Raw genomic sequence first — 19231 nt, forward strand, 5'->3', positions numbered from 1 at the left:
GGTATGACCCACAGCAACCAGAACCCCTGGCAACGTGAAGGTGTCTCGATCCTTCCCGCCCGCCTGTCAGAGATTGCACCCATCGTGGGTCAGAAGCGGCTCTTCGAGAAGCTCTCCACCTTCAAGACCGAGATCGAGCGTCCCACTGGTCAGGACCTGAGCGGTTTCTTCATGATCATCGGCGGCTGGGGCCTCGGCAAGAGCCGGGTCGGTCACGAGATCTGCCTGGAAGCCGTGTCGGACGAGGTGGAGTGGATCCTCGACGGCGCACCCCGGCGTGTCTTCGACCCCGGCTTCCCGCGGGGAACCTTGCCGCTCTTCCTTCGCTACATCCAGGTGACCGCGGGACCGCTCGGCGCCAACCTGGAGGCCGACAACTGGATCCCCAGTGTCACCTGTGAGGCACTGGCCCAGCTCGCCGGCCTGCGGACCCATGACACGGCCAACAAGCTGGCGCGCAACCAGGACCAAATCCTCGAGCGCGTCCGCACGGCGCTGAAGCCCCGCGGCTGGGAACGGATCCTGCCGGACCTCGCGGCCGCGCTCGCCGCGTCCGATCCGCACACCACGGCGCGCGCGGCGCTGGGCGTCCTGCGCACGATCGGCATCGAGCGGCTCTTGCTCGTCATGGACGAGATCGAGGACATCACCGATGTGCAGCGCGACGGGCTGCCGTCGCACGAGCGCCAGGGCATCGACCAGGGCCTGCTGACCGTCATCCCCCGTGTCATCAAGGCCGAAGAGACACGGCAGGAATTCCCCGAGGTCAATTTTCTGCTGCTGTGTTCGCTCGCGGTCGGCGACCTGCTGCGCCAGATCCCGGCCAATGAGCGGCGCACCGGCTGGCACGAACTCACCAGCAACAGCTTCGGCGACGTCAGCGCCTTCTTCGACTATCTGCGAGGGCACCGCCCGGGCGTTGCCGCGGCCATCGCCACCTACCCCCAGGGCCTCAAGGAGGCCGCCTTCTTCGCCGCGAACCGCAACTTCGGCTGGTTCAACGTCCTGATGCACCATGCGCACGAGAACCACCGGGGCGGCACCATCTCCACCCCCGACCTGCTGTGCAAGTTCGCGCAGAGCGCCACCCGGGGCGGCCAGGACTCGGTCTTCGACACGGCCGCGCTGGGCCCGACGCGCCTCGAGCGCGATGGCGATTACGACGCCATCGTGCGCGCCCTCTACTCACTGCTGCCGCTGGAGATCGGCACCCGGGACGGTCTCGACCAGGCCACCGCGGAGCGCTTCCTTGCGAAGGTGGATCACGGGCACAGTGGCCGCCCGCTCTTCACGCGGGTCCTGGAGATCACCCCGCCCGCGCAGCACCGCGTGATGGCCCACATGGTCGCCTCGGGCTTCCGCAATGCGCGCGGCGCCGAGCTCGTGCTCGTGGGCGAGGTGCAATTCGACCTCGCACTCGTACTCGCGGGCCTGGAAGCCTACTCTATCGGGCTGCCCGCGGAGCGCCGCGGCCACTGGCTGATCTGCACGGATGAAACCGAGTTCACCCACCAGTTGGCGGGCCTGTCCCCCTACCCGGAGCAGGCCCAGCAGTTCGCCCCCTACCTGCACGGCCTGCTCCTCGACCCGGCCTACCGGGTCAAGGACGCACAGGGCGCGGACCTGATGCTCGTCGCCCCGGCCTTTTCGTTTCTGCGCGATTTCAACCGGCTCAACAAGACCCGGCTCGATGACCAGGGTTACCTGCGCGACGCGGCCAGGAACACCCGGCTCGAGGAGTCCTTCCGCGCGGCCGACCAGGACCCCGCCCGGCGTTCCCGGTGTCTGCTGCAAGGGCTCGCCAATTGCTGGGAGGGCGACTCCGCGGCGCCGCCCCTGACCTGGCTCACCAGCGACCTGGGCCTGCCCGCGGCCCGTTGGTCGCCCGCGGCCGGGCCCTTGGACCTGGCGGCCTCGGGTCAGGCCACAGTGCTCTACGCGACCGGTGCGACGGACGCGACGCTGGAGAGCGCACTCGCGCACCTGGCCAGCCGGCGCAACCAGGCGGGGGCCGAGCCGATCGTACTCGTCCTCCAGGAACAGCCGGAGCGTGCGGGCGCACTTGCAGCGCACCTCCCCCGCTTGGTCCCCAGCCTGGCGCCGCTGGTCGTCGTGCACAACCTGGTGCGCCGAAGCGCCGAGGATCTGGTGCGGCTCGGCCTGCTGGGCGAGGCCTTCGAGCCCACCGACCTGCGTACCAGCCACTTCCACGCGGTCATCGGTCGGGCCCGGGAGCACTTCAAGCAGGTCCTCGACCAGTGGGTCATCGAGGGCCCGGAGCACCAGGGCCTGCTCCTGCGTCCGCTCTTTTACGGCACCAAGGCGAGCGACGCCGACCTCCGGCTGTTCGCCCGCGGCTACACGGCCCTGCGCGCCGGCCGCAGCTTCCACGAAATCACCCAGCCCGGCTGCGATGTGTTCGCCACCGACGCGGAGCGCGACCGCTTCAAGAAGGTGCTGGGCAAACACGCCGAGCCTGGACCCAGGTTCGCCGGCGCGCCGCACGAACCGCTGGTGCAGGCGGTCGGCGGCGACTACCAGGTGCGCGTCGCCCGGCCCTTCATCAGCTTCATGCAGCGTTGCGGCGACGTGCCCAAGACCCAGGCCGACCTGGAGCGGTGGTTCCTCTTCGACCGGCGCGGCGAGAAACGTGAGGAACTCGAACAGCCCCGCGAGGTGGTACGCACCTGGGTCCTGTTCCTGGAGGCGATCGGCCTGCTGCAGGGAGAGACCAACAGCTTCGCCCGGGTATCGCGGCACGAGCTCGACAGCCGGCTGCGCGGCGCCGACGCCTGGCTCGGCGGCCCCTTCAAGACGGCCGCCGAGCGCATCGGGCGCATCGACCAGGACGCGGGCGCCCAACTCACCGGCGTCGCGGCCAAGAGCGCCCAGCACAAGCTCAAGGACGCCGGCAAGAAGCTCGCCGCGCTCGACCTGGACTACCTGCGCCTGCCTTGGGACGAGCTGAACCGCGCGACCGGCGAGGCCCCCCCGGTCTGGGAGCAGAGGCTGTGCACCACGCTCGCTACCGTGCGGGGCGTGCGCGATGACATCCACTGGGTCTACGATCCCGCGCAGTTGGTGACCTTCCGCTATAACGCCGACGCCCTGCACCACTTCGAGGCCCACCAGGGCGCACCGGACTTCCCGCTCTGGCGCCGCCTGGAGGTGTTGCGCGGCTTCTACGACCAGCTCGACGAGGAGCGCCGGACCCTCCTGCACCGGATCAGCACGGTGCGCGCCGAGGTCGAGGCCCGCGTGCCCCTGGTCACCGAGGGACCGGACGCGGGCGAGCAGTCGTTTCCGACCCAGCCCCTGACACTCGCGCTCGCCCTCTTCGAGCAGGAGCTGGACTTCGCCCCGGACCACCCGAACAAGACCGTCGTGGCGCTCGGCACCACGCTCGGGATCAGCACCATCGGCTATCAGTTGGTGAGCGGCAAGCTGATCGAGGTGCTCGACCGCCTCGTCGCCATCCGCGGCGATCTGCACGACGGCGGTAAGCTGGTGGACAGCTTCAACCAGGCGCTGAATCGCTTCCTCGCGCTGCGTACCGACGCGCAGGAGGCCGCCCGCCGGCTCGGCGAGCTGACCGACTTCCTCGCCGACGCCCCGACCGACATCACCGAAGCGCTCGGGCTCGCGGGCCTGCGGGCCGCCGTCGCGGCCATCCTTGGGGTCTTCTTCCAGGGCGACATCCGCCAGAAGACCGACGAGCGCGAGGCCGCCCGGCACCGGGTCCCGACCCTGCTCCCCAAGCTGATCGAGGACCTGGAGGGGGAGGCCGACCGGCCGCGCCAGGTCAGGGAGTCCATCGACAGCGCTTGGCAGAGTCTGCTGCCCTCGCTGGTCGCCCGCTACCAGGGGCTCTATGGGGGGCGGCTCAACGCCCTCTACCGGATCCGCCGGGCCCAGGGCGGACCCGTGCCCAACTGGCCCGACCGACTGGCGGCGACCTGGGGCCAGACCGTCGCGGACCTCGAGGCGGTCGTGCAGGCCATCACCGCCGAGGGCGAGGCCTGCTTCGCCGGCGAGGCAGACACCACCTTCGAGGTCTTCGTCGGCCTGTGCGAGCTGGACCTGGCGCGGCAGCCCATCGACTGGCAGGCGCCCGAGTACGAGCGCCACGCCCGGGTCCTGATGAAGAAGCGCCTGCTGCGCCTGGAACTCCTGTCATGAGGCCCCCCTGTGTCGGGCTCGCGGAGCAACGGACCTGGCGCGACCTGCGCCGGCTCGGTCAGGACCCCAGCCGGACCCTGCGCTGGCTGGACGCCGGGGAGGTGGCCACCGCCCCCGAACCGCTCGTCGCCTGCGGGCTCTGGGCCGCGCGCACGCCCGAGGCCGCTTTGGTGCTGCGCCGCCGTGCCGAGGCGGGCCTGGTGACGCTTCTGGTGGCGCGCTTCGAGCCGGTGGATCTCGGTCCCGTCATCGGTGCGCCGGTCAGCGTCCGCCTCTGCCCCGGCGAGTCGGACGGGCTCGTCTGGGACGACGGCCGCCGCTATGCCGTGCCCGGCGTCACCGTGATCGAGACCGCACTCCCGCAGGGGCACTGGGCACGCTCGGCGGCCGGGACCAGCGTCCTGGCCTACCGTCCCCACACCCAGGCCGGACTCATCTGTCTGTGCACCGCCACCGTCGCGGGCCCCGCACTCGGCGCCGACCCGGCCGAGCAACAGGCGCTGTTCGACCGTCTGCTGGACGAACTGGCCCGGCGGGCGCCCGAGCGGCCCCCGGCCGACCCGATCGCGCCCTCACCGGCACTCTGCGCGAGCGTCTGCGAGTATCTTGAGCGCCACGGCGCCGAGGGTGCGCTGGTCCTGCTCGCCGCGCTGAACGCGCCGGACGGCCGGGCGGATGCCGCGGGCCTCGAGTCCATCGGCGCCACGCTGGCCGCGGACCGGCTCGCCGAACTGGTCGCCGCCCAGCCGGCCGCGACGGCGCAGGCGATCGAACAGGCCCTGAATGCCGCCGGCTGGGGCGCGCACCTGCGCGCCCTGGTGCGCCGCCGAATGGGGGGGCCGTAAGTGCTCAGTCCACCCACCCCTGCGCGGGACGGGGTATTCACCCCGTCCCGAACGTTTGACCAGCGCGCCTGGCCGGCACCAACCGGCCGACACTGGAAAACGTTCCGGACGGGGCGAATGCCCCGTCCGGCCTTGCGCGGGACGGGGTATTCACCCCGTCCCGAACGTTTGACCAGCGCGCCTGGCCGGCACCAACCGGCCGACACTGGAAAACATTCCGGACGGGGCGAATGAGATTGTGAAAGTATTCATGGTGTGTCCGCCAGGGGGCGTGCCACCGCGTACCTGGCGGCGCCTGGCGCCGCCCGGTTTCGTCGCGGGCGAGCGGCGCGGACGCGAGCGACTGGCCGTCAAAATCCGTCTCCGAGGCTGCTATTTGATAGAAAACATAAGCCTATCGATGCGCTCGCCATTGCTGCCTAGGCGGGCAGCAGGCGCCTGGACAAACGCTGGGCGCAGTAATCCCGAAACGCCTGCACACCGAGAATGTGGATCACCCGCGTGAGATTGTAGCCGAGCACCATCAGGCTCATCTCACCCCAGACTTTCTCAAAGCCGCGCACCAGGAAGTGGTCCCAGCCGAACCAGCGCTTGAGCGTACCAAAGGGGTGTTCGACCAAACCGGCGCGTTGACGCATGCGCGCGGGTCCCTGGTCGGCCATGCGCTGGCGCAGGGCCTCCACGACCGGCGCATGCTCGGAGCGCTCGATCTGGCGCCGGCCGCTCGCGGGCAGGCAGGAGGCCTTGAGCGGACAGTCTTGGCACGCGCCGGGCGGGCGGCTGTAACGGGTGTAGAGGGTGCCGGTGCCGGCGCGACGGTGCGGCTCGCCGTACCGGTGCAGTTCTTGGTTGCCGGGGCAGCGATAGACATCGGTGTCCGGCAGGTACTGGAAACTCGCCCCGCTCAAGCGCCCTTCCGCGGTCAGGCGCTTCTCGTAATCGGGAACCGGGACGTAGACGGTGATGTTGGCCTGCGCACACGCGGCCAACTGCGCCTCGTTGAAATAGCCGGCATCCGCCGCGGCGGTCAGTTTCGGGACCGCCAACACCGCTTTGGCCGCGAGGGCTTGCGGGGCCAACTGCTGGGTGTCGTTGCCGGCGTTGGTCACCTCGTAATGGACGATCAGCCGGTGCTTGCCATCGACGGAGTTCTGGACGTTGTAGCCGACCAGCTGCTGGCCGCCCTTGCGCAAGGCGCGGGCATCGGGGTCGGTACGCGAGATCTGGGTGTCCCCGCTGTCCGCCAACTGCTTGAGCAGGGCAGCGTGCTGCGCTTGGCGCGCCTGGAGCGTCACGATCTTGGCGGCCAACTCCGGGGTCTTGCTCAGGTCCTCAGGCAACCCCCGTTCTTGGGCATCCTGGGTCTCCAGGTCTTGATGGTAGGCCGCGATGTCGCACTCGATCTGCTTGAGTCGCTTCTCCAGTGTGGTCTTGGTGATGACGCTGGCGTCGCTGGCACTGGCGTTGAAGAAGGCGCCGTCGATGCCGATCTCCTCCCCGCCGAGCAGGTCCAGGTCCTTGCACAGGAGGATGAAGTCCTTGCACACCGCCCGCAGCGCCGGGCCGTTGAACTGGCGGAAGGCGGCGATCGTGCGGTAGCCCGGGGTGAGGCCCTCCAGCAACCACATGAACTCCAGATTGCGGCGGCACTCGCGCGCCAGGCGCCGCGAACTGTGCACCCGATCCAGGTAGCCGGCGATGTAGAGCTTGAGCAAGGCCGCCGGGGCGAACGCCGGTTGCCCGCAGCGCCGCGCCCCGCCCGCGTTCACGAACCCGAGCACCGCCAGGTCCAAGGTGTCCACGAAGGCGTCGATCGCGCGCACCGGATTGTCCGTGCCCACAAAGTCTTCGATGCGCCGCGGCAACCGTGCCTCGTACCCGCGTGCCGTGCCCTGCTTGTAGCGTCTGCCGATCATCCCCCTGACCCCTTGGTTCCGACTTGGCTGACAGTCTACGCCAGGCACCGGGCACGATCCGAATACTTGCCCAATCTCGAATGCCCCGTCCGGCTGCCGAGACAACCTCGATTACGACAACGACAACGACAACGACAACGACAACGGTGCTTTGAGGTCATGAACCACCACAACCCCCTGGCCCAGGAGATCACCGCCCAGATCCAACTCGGCCTGCCCGGCACGGTCGGCAAGCTGGCGCGGCAACTGCGCTCCATCGACCGCATCGCCCCGCGGCTCAAGGCCGGCGGCCTGGTGCGGCGCCTCACGGTCGACCGCGAGCGGCCCCGCCGGGCGGTCGGCGTCGCCGTCGCCCACCGCAAGATCGGTGCCTTCGGCGGTCTGCTCTACGGCGCCGCGGCCCTGGGTCATGAACTCACCGCCGCCGGCGGCGACATCGCCCACAGCCGCCAGTTGAGCCGCATGGACGTGGGCGACATGAGCCTGCTGGAGTCAGACCGGCGCCTGAAATGGAAATGCTACGCCCTGGTCTATGACCTGCTGGACGAACTCTTCGCTGCCGACACCCTGCCGGAACTGGTCATCCTCGACGTACCGCTGGTGATGGGCAAGGCCGTCTACGCCCAGGTGCTCGAAGACCCCGCGACCGACGCCCGGCTCAAGCGCGACATCGGCGCGCTCAAGGAGCGCCTCGACGGCTTCTGGGACCGCTGGATCGAACGCTGCTACCCCTTCGACGCCGCCGGTCCCAAGGTCGTGAGCCTGCACCGCGGGCGCTTCGGCAGCCTGCTCAAGCTGGTGGAGCGGCGCGGCACCGAGGTCTCGCCGGACCCCATCGACCCGGAGGTGGAGGACCTGGTCCGCACCCAGTGGGTCGAGGTCCTCTCGGTCGGCATCGACCGCGTACTGCGCGGCATCCTGGTCCCCGAGCACCGCACCGCCGCCTTCGAGCAGGACCAGGACCGGCTCGACAAGGACGCCTTCCCCCGCGCCATCGTCGACCGGGGGCGGCTCGGCTTCCACTACCTGACCGGGCTGCGCGGCCAGCCGGTCTATTGCGAGACCCTGGGCTCCGCCGCCGCCTGGGTCGACCGCAGCGGGTCCGCGGCCCTGGACGCACTGGCCGGGGACCTGCTGGCACTCACCTACTTCGACGCCCGTCAGGCGGTGCCGCTGCCGCTGTGGTATGCCCAGTCGGGGGTCGAGATCGTCAAGCGCAAGGAGAAGGGGCGCGGGATACTGGAGTTCTACAAGGCGGAGGCGCTGCGGGCGATGCGGGAGGAGCAGGTGGATTTGGCTTGGTTAGCGGGGTGGGAGGAGGAGTAACCATGGAGACCGCTTGGATCAAGGCTCGGGCGCTGGAGCAACGCATCGACGCCACTTTCTACGGCACTCAGTTCGTCGAGAATCAGCGACGGATCGAAGCAGCAGCACCATGTGTGCGCTTGGACGACCTTCGGCAAGCGGAACGGCCTATTACGAACGGCATCCGCGGACCGGAGTTTGCTGATACCGACTATCGAATGCTGCGTCTCCAGGATATAGACCAGTTGTGGTTTGACTCGCATACAGCGTTGCGTGTTTCAGCCGCTCAGTTTCACAATAATCGACGTGCCCATTGTCGTCCAGGCGACATCCTGCTGGCTATCGGCGGCTATATTGGCGTTGTTGGCAAGATTGTAGATTCGGCGCCGCAGACGATGGGCCAACATTCAGCGCTGCTTGCCTTTGATGCTACGAAGCTGGACGGCGACTACGCGCTCGCATTCTTCTCTTCCAAGTCAGGGACCATGCTTTGCCAGCGGCACGTTTCTGGAGGAGTGCAAGCGGGGATCAACCTGGAGGATGTGCGAGAAATCAGGATACCCGTCCCTTGTTCAACTATCCAAAGTGCAATCGGCAACAAGGTCCGCAAGGCGGAGCGGCTGCGGGCCTTGGCAGCAAGCTCACTTGCGACCGCCAAAACGTTAGTCGGGACCTTCATCGCAAGTCTCAGCCTGACGACCACCAACCATGCTACGAGCCTAACCTCGTGGGTTCGGCCGAAGTGGCTGGAACACAGAATTGATCCCTCATACTACGACGGCGAAGTCATGAACCTAACGCAAGCCATTGAGAACGCACCGAGACATGCGACGCTTGGGAAGTTGGCTCCCGACATGTGCAACGGTCCGCACGGCGGCATCGAGTATGTAACGGCAGCCGAGGGCATTCGGTATCTGCGCGCCAAGAACCTGGAAGATTTGTCGGTCAACGACAACGATCCGGTCTACATCCCCCGCTCGACCCACGAACTGAACCTTCGGGCAGAGGTTGTCCCGGGCGACCTGGTAATCACGATTACCGGCGCGAACATCGGCGCAGTGGGCGTCATTCCGCAGAGCATCCCCAGGGCCAATATTATCCAGTCACTGGGCAAGCTGCGCATTGTGACGGATGACGACCCGGCCTACATCGCGGCCTTCCTCGGCAGTTCCTACGGAGCAATGCTGATCTCCCGAGAGGCCGTCAACACGGCACGCGAGGGGATCAACTTCGAATACCTGGCCCGCGTTCCGATTCCCCTGCCGTCGAAAGACCTGCAGACCACGGTCGGCAATGCGGTAAGGGGCAGCACCGCCTCAAGAGCCGAGGCGCGTTTGTTGCTTTCTGAAGCCCGCGCCGCCGTCGAATCCCTCATCAATGGCACCCTGGACGAACCGGCCCTACTCGCCGAGGGCGAGGCCATCGAGCAGTGGCTCGCCGCCAACCCGAGCCCCCAGGACGCGGAGCCGGTCTGACGATGGGCGTCGGCACCGACCTTGATGATCCCGGAAAGATGAGTTCTCACACAGAGACACAAAGATCACAAAGATATTCAGCGCCGGCTGTAGGTCGACGACTCGCACGGCGATCGGCCCAACGCCTTCAATAGTTGGTTTTTCTTTGTGTTCTTTGTGTCTTTGTGTGAGGAATTCCCGGATCTAGGATTATCGAGTTGCCAACCCCAGGCGAGCGGTCCGCACAGCGGACCCTACGGGTTGGCACCGCGCCCGTAGGGTCCGCTGTGCGGACCAGCGGCCTCGCGGTTGGCAAGGTGGCCGGATGCTGATCGAGGCCCCGACAGCGACTCCGACCCAAGCTTTCCAAGATCGCAGGCGAGAGAGTACCCTTGGGACAAGCGGACCGGCCTCCATACGGGAATCGCCTTCACGCGCGACCCGCAGGACCGGCTAACGGCCATGGCGGCAAGACCAGCCACCCCGGGCGATGAAAGCCCCCCGTGGGAGCGGCTTTAGCCGCGACGAGCCCCCGACGACTTAGGAGGTCGCGTCGCGGCTAAAGCCGCTCCCACCGGGTCACGGCCGGACTTTCACGGTAACAGCCTGAGAGGATCGAAGAGATGGCTCAATCGACTCACGACATTACCAATCAGCTTCACGCCGAGATCGAGCGTACCTCGGCGCGCTACCGGCCGCTCCTGCTGCGCCTGGTGCATTCCTTCCGTCAGGGCATCGAGGAGGACGAGCCTTGGCCGAGTGCGGCCGAGTCATTCCGCGATGGCTGGCGCGACATCAGGGCTGGGCGGGTGCAGCCGGTCGCTACCCTGTGGGATGGGATCGACAGGGAATAGTCCGATGCCGGTCAGCTACTCCGACGCCTTCAAACGACAGATCAGACGCTTGAGCCAGCGGTTATCGAGGACGAGGCATGACCACCGAGATAGACTTCACCAGGCGGCTGGCCTCGGTCACCGCGCAGGCGATCGACACCCTGGGTTCGCGGGAAGACGCCGAGCGTTGGCTGGCGTCCGCGGCCATCGGCCTGGATCGGTACCGACCGATCGATTTGCTGCAAACCTCGGAGGGCACTGAGCTGGTCAAGACGCTCCTCACGCGGATGGACTATGGGGTCTACGCCTGACGCGGTTGCCGGCGCCGCCGGCCAGCCCCCATCCATCGTGACCTTCACGTCATGCTAGACTTCCCTACAGTTTTGTAGAAAGCAAGTCGAGCACGCTTGAAATGACCCGGATTTCCGCGAACATTTCTCCCGAAACCCGTGATCGTCTCGAACGTTATGCCCGGGCGCACGGCTTGAAGCATGCCGCGTGTCGGCGCAGACATAGAGGTTCCAGGACGTTCTTATGAGTACCATCTCGCCAACGGCAGAAGCAGTAATACCCGATTCGATCCCAGAGGCCGTCGAAGGTCTCGATACCCCGCAATCCGAGGGTTGGGGCGGGGACTATCCGTTGGACGCGGTTTTCGTGCGGACCGAGACCCGCACCGTGCAGGAGGTGGTCCGCCGGATCGAAGCAAGCCGTTATCAGCTCGACCCGGATTTTCAGCGTGATTTCGTGTGGCCGCTCGACAAGCAGTCCCGTCTGATCGAGTCCTGTATCATGCGAATACCGCTGCCGGTATTTTATGTCGCCGAGGCCAAGGACGGGCGCATTATCGTGGTCGATGGTTTGCAGCGCCTGACGACATTCTATCGTTTCCTGGCCGACGACTTCGGGCTGGTACTGAAATCAGGGGAAGATCAACCCATACACCCGCTCGATGGCAAGACCTATTCGGAGCTTCCGTTGCAACTGAAAGAGCGGATCGAGGACACCCAACTGACGCTCTATATCCTCGATGCCAAGGCGCCCGAGCGGGCCAAGCTCGATATCTTCGAGCGTGTCAACAGCGGCGTGACACTGACGCGGCAACAGATGCGCAATTGTCTTTTCAACGGCCCCGCAACCCAATGGCTGAAGAAGGCCAGCCGGAGCCCGGAGTTTCTTGCCGCGAGCGGACGCTCACTCGACAGCAAGTCGATGCGCGACCGCGAGGCGATCAACCGCTTCTGTGCCTACTCAACCAACAGCACACGTCAGGTGCGCAAACGGTTTGAAATGGCACGCGCGGTCCTGGCCGAGGTCCTGTCGTGAGGGACTATCTCTACCTTCAGAATTTCAAATGCTTCAAGGCGCGTCCCGGATTTTCAAGCCAACGCTATGATGATGACCCCCGCCAGCGGCGCGCGTGAGCCTGAAGTCAGCACCAGCCGCTCGCGCCGGGGCGGCAAGTGTCCTATGATATAGCGACACGTGTCGCCAACGAGGCATGTAGACATGACCACCAAGACCATCCCCGCCAAGCCCGACGCCAAACTCACAGGCCGAAAGGTCGAGCGCGCCGCGGGCCAAGTCGATGCCGTGACCCTGACGGAGGGCGGCAGGCCCGCCCGCAAGCCGGCCAGGTATCTGCGCCTGCCGGGCGGCCAGACGACCGGGAAGTCGATGTTTCAGTTCGCCAAGGGTCTGAGCCCGCTGCAGGCGCACGATCTGATCACCGAGGGCCTGCCGGTTGACAGTGCGCGCGAGCTGATGGCGTCCTTCCTGATCATCGACCGCGATGCGGTCCTCAAGGCGATGGGCATCAGCGAGCGCACCTTGCAGCGGGCCAAGACCGCGGACCGACCGCTCGACAGCAACGCCAGCGATCGGACGCTGCGGCTGGCCGCGGTCGCCGAGCAGGCGATCGAGGTCCTGGGCTCGCAGGAGGCCGCCGAACGCTGGCTGGCGGCCCCGGCCATGGGACTGGATCAGCGCCGGCCGATCGACCTGCTGCAAAGCTCGGAGGGCACAGAGCTGGTCAAGACGCTGCTGACCCGCATGGATTACGGGGTCTACGCGTGACACCCTTGCCCGCGGCGCTGGGCGGCAGCACGCTGGTGGTCTGGCGGCTGGAGCGTGACAAGCATCTGCCGACCTGGGACGCGGCCGAGGGCGCCTTCCTCGTGGGCGGCCGCTGGTCATCGGCGGGACGGCGCGTGCTCTATACGTCCCTGGACCCGGCTACGACGATCCTCGAGGTGGCGGTCCACACTGGCTTCAACGTGCTCGATACGGTGCCGCATACGCTGCTGGGGCTGCGCGTCGACCCGGCCGACGTCCACCTCGTGACCCCAGCCGACATACCGAATCCGCATTGGCTGCGCCCCGGCACCGTGAGTCCCAACCAGCAGAAGTTCGGCGACGCCTTGCTCGACCAGCATCCTCTGGTCGTATTGCCCAGCGTGGTCAGCACGCACTCCTGGAACCTGATGATCGATGTATCCAAGGCGGCCGGGCTGTTCGCCCTTCAGGACCAGGAGTCGTTTGCACTCGACCCGCGGTTGACCCCGGGCATCCATCCCTGAAGCCGCCCCTGTCGGCAATTCCGGAGTCACCCCCATGCCCACCGCCCCCGACTATCTCGGCAAACTCATCGGCAACACCGGCAGCCCGACCAACCTGCGGGTGGCCTTGCGCGGCTCCTTCTCCGCCCGCCGCGGCGAGTTCGTGCGCGTCCCGCATAGCGAGCGCGAGCGCCAGCCGGCAACCGACTGCCTGGGGCGCATCGTCGGCATCTCCCGCAGCAACATCCTCTACTCGGACGCCCTGGGCGAGGGCATCGCCGAGGTCAATGTGCTGCCCGGGTCACTCGCGAGCGGCGAGACGCTCTATGCGACGGTCGAACTCATCGGCTTCAAGGACCCGGCAACCGGCGAGATCCGGCTGCCGCGCCGACCGCTCGACCCCGGGGCCAAGGTCTACGGGGTGGACTACGCCTTCCTGCGCGACTTCTACCAGTTCAGCGAGGCGACCTCGATCCACCTCGGCAATCTGGTGGGCTACGAGACCGGCGCCCAGGCTGTACCGATCTTCCTCGATGTCAACACGCTGGCCACCGAGCACCTGGCCGTGCTGGCCATGACCGGCTCCGGCAAGTCCTACACGGTCGGTAGGATCATCGAGCGGCTGGTCGCCCAGATGAATGGCACCGTGGTCGTCTTCGACCCCCACGGCGAGTACGGCCGCGCCTTCGAGGGCGGGCAGTTGCGCACCAACCCCGGGATGGCAGAGGTGGATGACCCGCGTGACCAGGAGGCCCTGCCCAAGATCGTCGAGCGCCTGCAACGGCTCGCGGCCCTGGGCGGCGGTATCCAGGTCTACACGCCCCAGGACGAGGGTTTCGACCTCAAGTACGCCGGCACCAACCGGCGGCTGGCCCTGCAGTTCGACAACTTCGACCTCGACTCCATCGGCGGCATCCTGCCCGGCCTGACCGAGCCCCAGATGCGGGTGCTCGACGCGGCGATCCGCAAGTGGAAGCGAGACCAGCCGAGCCAGCCGCGCGACGTGCAGGTGCTCATCGATCTCCTGTCACGGCGCCTCGACGAGGTCCGCGACGACGCCGGGCTCAACCTTACCGACGAGGAGAAGAAGGCGCTCGGCGCCCGCAGTGCCGCCATCGCCGGGATGCGCCTGCGCCAACTCCTGCAGGAGGCCCGGGCCTTCTACGATGCCCGCAGCCGGTCGGTGACCGATATCAAGGAGTTGATCGGCCGCTCGTCGCTCTGCGGTGAACGGGTGGCCGGCCGGCTGGTCATCGTGGACCTGCAGGGGCTGTCCGACGACGCCCGGCAGATCATCGTCGCGCTGCTCTCCTCCGAGATCCTGGCGGCCGCAGCCGGCAAGACCGAGCGGACCCGGCCCTGCTTCCTGGTCTATGAGGAGGGCCACAACTTCGCCCCGGCCAAGGGCCCGTCGCTGTCACGCGACATCATCAAGAAGATCGCCGCCGAGGGCCGCAAGTTCGGCGTGGGCTTCGCGATCATCTCCCAGCGCCCGTCCAAGCTGGACCCGGACGTGACCAGCCAGTGCAACACGCTGATCACCATGCGGATCAAGAATCCGGACGACCAGCGCTTCATCATGAAGTCCACCGAGCAGCTCTCACAGGCGGATGTGGACGAACTGCCGGCACTCTCGACCGGCGAGGCGCTGGTGTCCGGGCGCTCCATCCCGGCGCCCCTGCTGGTGAAGGTCGGCTACAAGGCGCTCAAGCACGGCGGCGAGTCGCCGCGCATCCTCGACGAGTGGGGGCCGGGGCGCTTGTGAGCGATCAGGTCCAGGACGGCGCGCACCCACACTACCTGGATGCGGTCCGGCGGGCGGAGCAGGCGCTGCGCTCGGAGTTCCGCTCGCTCGCGGTCGCGCACGCGGCCTTTCCGATGCTCACCGCCTGGGGTGTGGAGGACTTCAGCCACACCATCCATTCTCTGGGCTGCAACTATCTCGCCGCGGTGGGGCGCGAGGCCGGTTTCTGGGCCATGTCCGAGTACCCGGTGCGGGTGCCCTCGCGCAGCGCTGCGCACTCGGTGCGGCCCGATGTCGCCTGGTGGGAGCGGGTCAGCGGGGAGGCGGTCGTGCTGGGCGAGTTCGAGCGCGCCGAGGCCCGCAAGCCGGTCAAGCTGGCCGACAAGGCCAGGAACCTCTTGCAGGCCCACCAAGCCCTCGGGGAACGGCCGCGGTTGTTGCTGTTGGTGGGCTGGGCGCTGGCGGGGACGGACCTGGGTGATCGCGACGCGGTGCGCGGCGTGATGGCGAGCGGCTTCCGCGCGGCGGACGGTACGCCGGTGCGCGGCCTCGGACGGAGTTCCGCGTTCCTGCTCGCGACCGCGGTCTTCGGGGATGTAGGCGGCGGCCGCAAGCTGCTAGCGGTGCTGACATGAAGGTGGCGGACCTGGCCACGGGGGTCGCGCTCGGGGGGCGTTTTCGCCTGGTGCGCCTGCTCGGGCGCGGCAGCTACGGCGACGTCTGGCTCGCGGACAGCCTGGCCGATCCGGGCTTGCCGCCCAAGGTCGCCGTCAAGGTCTATTTGCAGAACCAGCAGAACCGCGCGCTGCGGGTGCTGCTGGAGGAAGCGGCCATCGCGAAGGGCTTCGACCACGACCGTCTGGTGCGCGTCTTCGGCGCCGAGCGCATCGACGGACTCGTGGTCATGTGGATGGAATACGTCGAGGGGCCGACCCTGCTTGAGCGCCTCGGCAACGAGGACCAGCCGCGGCTCGTGACGCTGGAAGACTCCTTGGCGTGGCTCCGGGACATCGCCGAAGGTCTGGCCTACCTCCACGTTCTGGAACCGCCAGTGGCCCATGGCGACCTCAAGCTCGACAACGTGCTGCTCCCGCCCGGCGGCGGTGCCCGCCTGCTCGACTTCGGCCAGACCCGTCCCATCGAGGACCGCTTCGTGGAGACCGACGGCACGGGCGCCCTGCCCTACATGGCGCCGGAGATCCTGGGCACCGCGGTCGACGGCCAGGGGCGGCGCTATGTCGCCAGCGACATCTATGCCTGCGGTGTCATTGCCTATCGGTTCCTGACGGGGCGTTTCCCGCGCCGGACCTTGGCGGAGGTGATGAACCTCACGCCCTTCCCGCGTCCGATGGAAATCAACCCGTCCGTCCCCGCGCCGCTGGACGCCTTGGTGATGCGCTGCCTGGAGAAGCGCCCCGACCGGCGTTACGCCACCGGTGCCGAGCTACTGGCCGCGGTGGAAGGTCTGCAGGCGCGGCTCATGGAGCAGACCCTGCCGGTCACGGCCCCGGCTCGGCCGCCCGCGGCCACCGTGTCGCTCGCCACTGACCTGGAGCGCCTCGCCAAGGACCTCATCGCCCAGGGTCGGGGTGAGGAGGCGGTCGACCGGCTGGAGGAGGCCCTGCGGCGCATGTCGACCACGCCTAATCTGCTATTCATCTACGCCGCCGCGGCGCGCGCCGTGAACAAGCTGGACGTCGCGCACCTGGTCTACCAGCGGATCATCCAGTGGCTTCGCGCACAAGGAGCCGAACCCGTGGCGTTGCAGGGTGCCATGGAAGGCCGCAGCGAGTTGGACGTCCGACTCAAGCACTACGAGGAGGCGGCCGACGGCTACGCCTGGCTGGCCGAACAGTGGCCCGAGAAGCGGTGGTACCGCTTCCGCGCGGGCGTCACGTTGGGGCTGGCAGGCCGCTATCCTGAGGCCGCGACGGTGTTGCAGGCGTTGCACGAGTCCGCGCCCCCTTCAGCGGTCGTCTGCGCCAAGCTCGGCTTCGTCCATCGTCAACTGGGAATGTTCGACCTGGCGATCCAGTTCTTCAACGAAGCCCTCATGCTCGAGGCGCACGAACCCGTGGCCCTCTCCCAGATGGCCGAGATCCGCGCCATCCAAGGCCGCATGGACAAGGCCGAAGAGTATCTGGGGCGCTTGGAGCAGGTGGATGGGGCGGAAGAAGAAGTGCGCCGGCTGCGCCGGAAACTGGGGCGCTAGTCCATCGTGGGCACACCGACGCATGAATCGAACGGAAAGCCAATTGTCGTGAGGAAGGCGAATGACCTTTATTGGCGATTTCCGGCCCGCGCCGCCCGGTCCTTGGCCGCGTTCGCCCGGTCCTGGGCGGCGTGCGCCCGACTGATGGCCGCCCCGGCCTCGGCCTCCGCCTGGTCGCGCGCAATCATGTTGGCCTGGGTGCGATTGGCATGGAATTTGTCGTCCGCGGCGGTGGCCTCGTCCATCTTGATGCGTTTGTACTCCTGGGCGGTAGCGGCATCATCCTCGGCCACTTGGACGTCGGTCGCCGGCCCGGTGACCGGGGCAGCGTCGGCGTCGACTGCGGCGCCGGGCTGCGCCTCGGCCTCATCCGCCACGGCGGCCTCGCCTTCAGTGCCCGGGGGTGCCGGGTCCTCGGCGACCGGGGCGGGGGCGGCGCCTTCGACGACCGGGGCGGCCTGGTTAGCGTAGGTTCCAGCCTCGACGACCGGGGCGGGCTGGGCGCCGGCGCAAAGCGCGCCGGACAGGCAGATCGACATGGCGGCGCCGGCGGCGACGATGACATGCTTCAGTGACACTTGCTGTTGCTCCAGGATTGCGGGTTGGTATTGGGCACCACGATTGCTTAGGTCTATTGACCCCGTAGCACCTTGCCGGCCCGCTCGATGAATTCACGTCCCTGCTTCTGCATCGCCCGCTTCACCAGTTGGGCCAGTTCCGGATTAGTGATGGTGCGGCCGTCGAGGATCATCTGCGACGGCGAGGTGGAATAGGCCTCGATCGGATTGACCAGCATCAGCGCCGTATCTTCGACCGCGTCGTACCGATAGTCACAGCGCGCCTGCCCCTCGCCGTCCGCGCTCGCAAAGCGCACCGTCACCGTCGCGCCCTGATGGCCCCGGGTCCGGACCTCGCTGCCCTGCCAGGACGGCACCGAGCCGAGTTCCAGCGTGATCATGTCCTTGCACAGGGTCAGCCGCACGTCCTCTCGTGGGTTGTCGGAGCAGCCCAGGACGGCGACCGCGGCCATCAGGATGGCGCAGACTGGCGTCCAACGGGGGGGCTTGGGCATGGCAATCTCCTCATCTGGTCGCTGCAACGGGCACCCGCTCGCGTCGGCGCATCCGCGGATCGGCCCTCGCCGCAGGCATCCGCCCGCGGGGTTGCGGGCGCACGTCCACCGCGACTATAGCTGAATTTTTCGTTCCTGACCCGCCGGCCAGGCGCCGCAAGGATGATCGCCCTGGTCGGCAACGGCAATCCGTCGCAACGCCGATCGAGGCCCCAGGGTGCCGGCCGGCGGGACCATGGCCGGCGGCAACCCCACCGTCCGGCCGCGTCGGAGAGCGACTCATTACCGACATCCGGCGCGTCGGTATCTGTAGAATAGCGTGGACGGCGCGAGCGCCATCCTCAACCCTTCAGCCCTGACGGGGGTCCGATGACGACAGGCGGCACCGGTTTTTACGGCAAGGTCCCGAGCCTGGGCGACTTCGTCAGTCGTCGCCTGCCGACCGAACTGATCGCGCCCTGGGACCAATGGCTGCAGGAGTGTCTGGCCGCCAGCCGCGAGCAACTGGGCGACGGCTGGCTGGAGCGCTATCTCACGAGTCCGCTGTGGCGCTTCGTCCTGAGCCCCGGGGTGGCCGGCCGGGGCGTCTGGGCCGGGGTCCTGATGCCAAGCGTGGATCGCGTCGGCCGCTATTTCCCCCTCACGCTGGCCTGTGCTCTGCCGGCCGGCACCAACCCGATCGCGGTCCTGGACGCCGCGCACTGGTTCGAGCAGGCCGAAGAGCTGGCCCTGGCGGCGCTCGCGGAGCCCTTCTCACTGGAGCGTTTCGACGGCCAGGTCCTGGCCCTGGGTGCCCCCGACGCCGCCGTGCCGAGACCAAGCCCACCGCGACCGGCGGCCTTGGGCCGGCCCAATGCCTGGCACCTGAGTGCCGCCACCCCGGCGGACCTGCCGGGTGCCTGCAACCGGCTCCTGGCGCAGGCGCTGGAGGTCATCTTCCTCGGGTACAGTCTGTGGTGGACCCAGGGCTCCGAGCGCGTGGCCCCGTCGCTTCTGGCGTGCCAGGGATTGCCGCCGGCCGCCGGGTTCAGTGCCCTGTTGAGCGGCGACTGGGCGGGCCGCGACTGGCGCCTGCTCGACACCCCACCCGCGGACCCCGCGCAGAGCGCCTGA

Annotated in this window: 16 protein-coding genes; 13 read left to right on the forward strand and 3 right to left on the reverse strand. The window is 67.8% G+C overall.

What is annotated here, in order from left to right:
- Nucleotides 1-3: 3 nt before the first annotated feature.
- Both THSYN_RS15970 and THSYN_RS15975 read left to right on the forward strand, forming a co-directional pair.
- The gene (locus THSYN_RS15970) at nt 4-4179 is read left to right on the forward strand and encodes a hypothetical protein (RefSeq protein ID WP_100920013.1); all 4176 of its coding nucleotides are present in this window, start codon (nt 4-6) and stop codon (nt 4177-4179) included.
- Nucleotides 4176-5024 (forward strand): hypothetical protein, encoded by an 849-nt coding sequence (locus tag THSYN_RS15975; RefSeq protein WP_100920014.1) that lies wholly within the window; start codon nt 4176-4178, stop codon nt 5022-5024. The genes THSYN_RS15970 and THSYN_RS15975 overlap by 4 nt, the downstream gene beginning before the upstream one ends.
- A 419-nt stretch (nt 5025-5443) precedes the next feature.
- Here THSYN_RS15975 and THSYN_RS15980 read toward each other — a convergent pair whose 3' ends face one another.
- Nucleotides 5444-6940: an IS1182 family transposase gene (locus tag THSYN_RS15980; protein WP_100920015.1), complete on the reverse strand. Its 1497-nt coding sequence runs from the start codon at nt 6938-6940 to the stop codon at nt 5444-5446.
- 159 nt (nt 6941-7099) lie between these two features.
- On the opposite strand from THSYN_RS15980, the gene THSYN_RS15985 reads away from it, so the two are divergent.
- The 10 genes from THSYN_RS15985 (at nt 7100) to THSYN_RS16030 (ending at nt 17046) form a co-directional block, all read left to right on the forward strand.
- Nucleotides 7100-8266 carry a hypothetical protein gene (locus THSYN_RS15985; protein ID WP_100920016.1) on the forward strand — a complete coding sequence of 389 codons (1167 nt, stop codon included), beginning with the start codon at nt 7100-7102 and terminating at the stop codon, nt 8264-8266.
- 2 nt (nt 8267-8268) lie between these two features.
- A complete protein-coding gene (locus tag THSYN_RS15990; RefSeq protein WP_100920017.1) occupies nt 8269-9720 on the forward strand; it encodes a restriction endonuclease subunit S domain-containing protein in 1452 nt (483 codons plus the stop codon).
- Nucleotides 9721-10322: 602 nt separating this feature from the next.
- A complete protein-coding gene (locus THSYN_RS15995; protein ID WP_100920018.1) occupies nt 10323-10553 on the forward strand; it encodes a hypothetical protein in 231 nt (76 codons plus the stop codon).
- Between the two features lie 77 nt (nt 10554-10630).
- Nucleotides 10631-10843, forward strand: coding sequence for an antitoxin Xre/MbcA/ParS toxin-binding domain-containing protein (locus THSYN_RS16000; protein ID WP_100920019.1), 213 nt, complete (start codon nt 10631-10633; stop codon nt 10841-10843).
- 367 nt (nt 10844-11210) lie between these two features.
- Complete coding sequence (locus THSYN_RS16005; protein ID WP_216644546.1) at nt 11211-11858, forward strand: DUF262 domain-containing protein; 648 nt, start codon at nt 11211-11213, stop codon at nt 11856-11858.
- Nucleotides 11859-12041: 183 nt separating this feature from the next.
- Complete coding sequence (gene parS / locus THSYN_RS16010; RefSeq protein WP_216644547.1) at nt 12042-12608, forward strand: type II RES/Xre toxin-antitoxin system antitoxin; 567 nt, start codon at nt 12042-12044, stop codon at nt 12606-12608.
- Entirely contained in the window at nt 12605-13111 is a 507-nt protein-coding gene (locus tag THSYN_RS16015; protein ID WP_100920021.1) for an RES family NAD+ phosphorylase, read from the forward strand. The genes parS and THSYN_RS16015 overlap by 4 nt, the downstream gene beginning before the upstream one ends.
- Nucleotides 13112-13145: 34 nt before the next feature.
- A complete protein-coding gene (locus THSYN_RS16020; RefSeq protein ID WP_100920022.1) occupies nt 13146-14855 on the forward strand; it encodes an ATP-binding protein in 1710 nt (569 codons plus the stop codon).
- Entirely contained in the window at nt 14852-15469 is a 618-nt protein-coding gene (locus THSYN_RS16025; protein ID WP_157817723.1) for a hypothetical protein, read from the forward strand. Before THSYN_RS16020 ends, THSYN_RS16025 begins: the two co-directional genes overlap by 4 nt.
- Nucleotides 15466-17046, forward strand: a complete 1581-nt coding sequence (locus THSYN_RS16030; RefSeq protein ID WP_100920024.1) for a protein kinase domain-containing protein — start codon at nt 15466-15468, stop codon at nt 17044-17046. The genes THSYN_RS16025 and THSYN_RS16030 overlap by 4 nt, the downstream gene beginning before the upstream one ends.
- A 68-nt stretch (nt 17047-17114) precedes the next feature.
- On the opposite strand, the gene THSYN_RS16035 is transcribed toward THSYN_RS16030, so the two are convergent.
- Nucleotides 17115-17624, reverse strand: a complete 510-nt coding sequence (locus tag THSYN_RS16035) for a hypothetical protein (protein WP_100920025.1) — start codon at nt 17622-17624, stop codon at nt 17115-17117.
- 53 nt (nt 17625-17677) lie between these two features.
- Complete coding sequence (locus THSYN_RS16040) at nt 17678-18118, reverse strand: hypothetical protein (RefSeq protein ID WP_100920026.1); 441 nt, start codon at nt 18116-18118, stop codon at nt 17678-17680.
- Between the two features lie 369 nt (nt 18119-18487).
- On the opposite strand from THSYN_RS16040, the gene tagF reads away from it, so the two are divergent.
- Nucleotides 18488-19231, forward strand: coding sequence for a type VI secretion system-associated protein TagF (tagF, locus tag THSYN_RS16045; RefSeq protein WP_100920027.1), 744 nt, complete (start codon nt 18488-18490; stop codon nt 19229-19231).

Origin of the sequence: Candidatus Thiodictyon syntrophicum, assembly GCF_002813775.1 — a bacterium.
GTDB lineage: Bacteria > Pseudomonadota > Gammaproteobacteria > Chromatiales > Chromatiaceae > Thiodictyon > Thiodictyon syntrophicum.

Bases quoted from the DNA above. Each gene is read 5' to 3' on its own strand.
- THSYN_RS15970 (WP_100920013.1), top strand. From the start codon at position 4: ATGACCCACAGCAACCAGAACCCCTGGCAACGTGAAGGTGTCTCGATC.
- THSYN_RS15975 (WP_100920014.1), top strand. From the start codon at position 4,176: ATGAGGCCCCCCTGTGTCGGGCTCGCGGAGCAACGGACCTGGCGCGAC.
- THSYN_RS15980 (WP_100920015.1), bottom strand. From the start codon at position 6,940: ATGATCGGCAGACGCTACAAGCAGGGCACGGCACGCGGGTACGAGGCA.
- THSYN_RS15985 (WP_100920016.1), top strand. From the start codon at position 7,100: ATGAACCACCACAACCCCCTGGCCCAGGAGATCACCGCCCAGATCCAA.
- THSYN_RS15990 (WP_100920017.1), top strand. From the start codon at position 8,269: ATGGAGACCGCTTGGATCAAGGCTCGGGCGCTGGAGCAACGCATCGAC.
- THSYN_RS15995 (WP_100920018.1), top strand. From the start codon at position 10,323: ATGGCTCAATCGACTCACGACATTACCAATCAGCTTCACGCCGAGATC.
- THSYN_RS16000 (WP_100920019.1), top strand. From the start codon at position 10,631: ATGACCACCGAGATAGACTTCACCAGGCGGCTGGCCTCGGTCACCGCG.
- parS (WP_216644547.1), top strand. From the start codon at position 12,042: ATGACCACCAAGACCATCCCCGCCAAGCCCGACGCCAAACTCACAGGC.
- THSYN_RS16020 (WP_100920022.1), top strand. From the start codon at position 13,146: ATGCCCACCGCCCCCGACTATCTCGGCAAACTCATCGGCAACACCGGC.
- THSYN_RS16030 (WP_100920024.1), top strand. From the start codon at position 15,466: ATGAAGGTGGCGGACCTGGCCACGGGGGTCGCGCTCGGGGGGCGTTTT.
- THSYN_RS16040 (WP_100920026.1), bottom strand. From the start codon at position 18,118: ATGCCCAAGCCCCCCCGTTGGACGCCAGTCTGCGCCATCCTGATGGCC.
- tagF (WP_100920027.1), top strand. From the start codon at position 18,488: ATGACGACAGGCGGCACCGGTTTTTACGGCAAGGTCCCGAGCCTGGGC.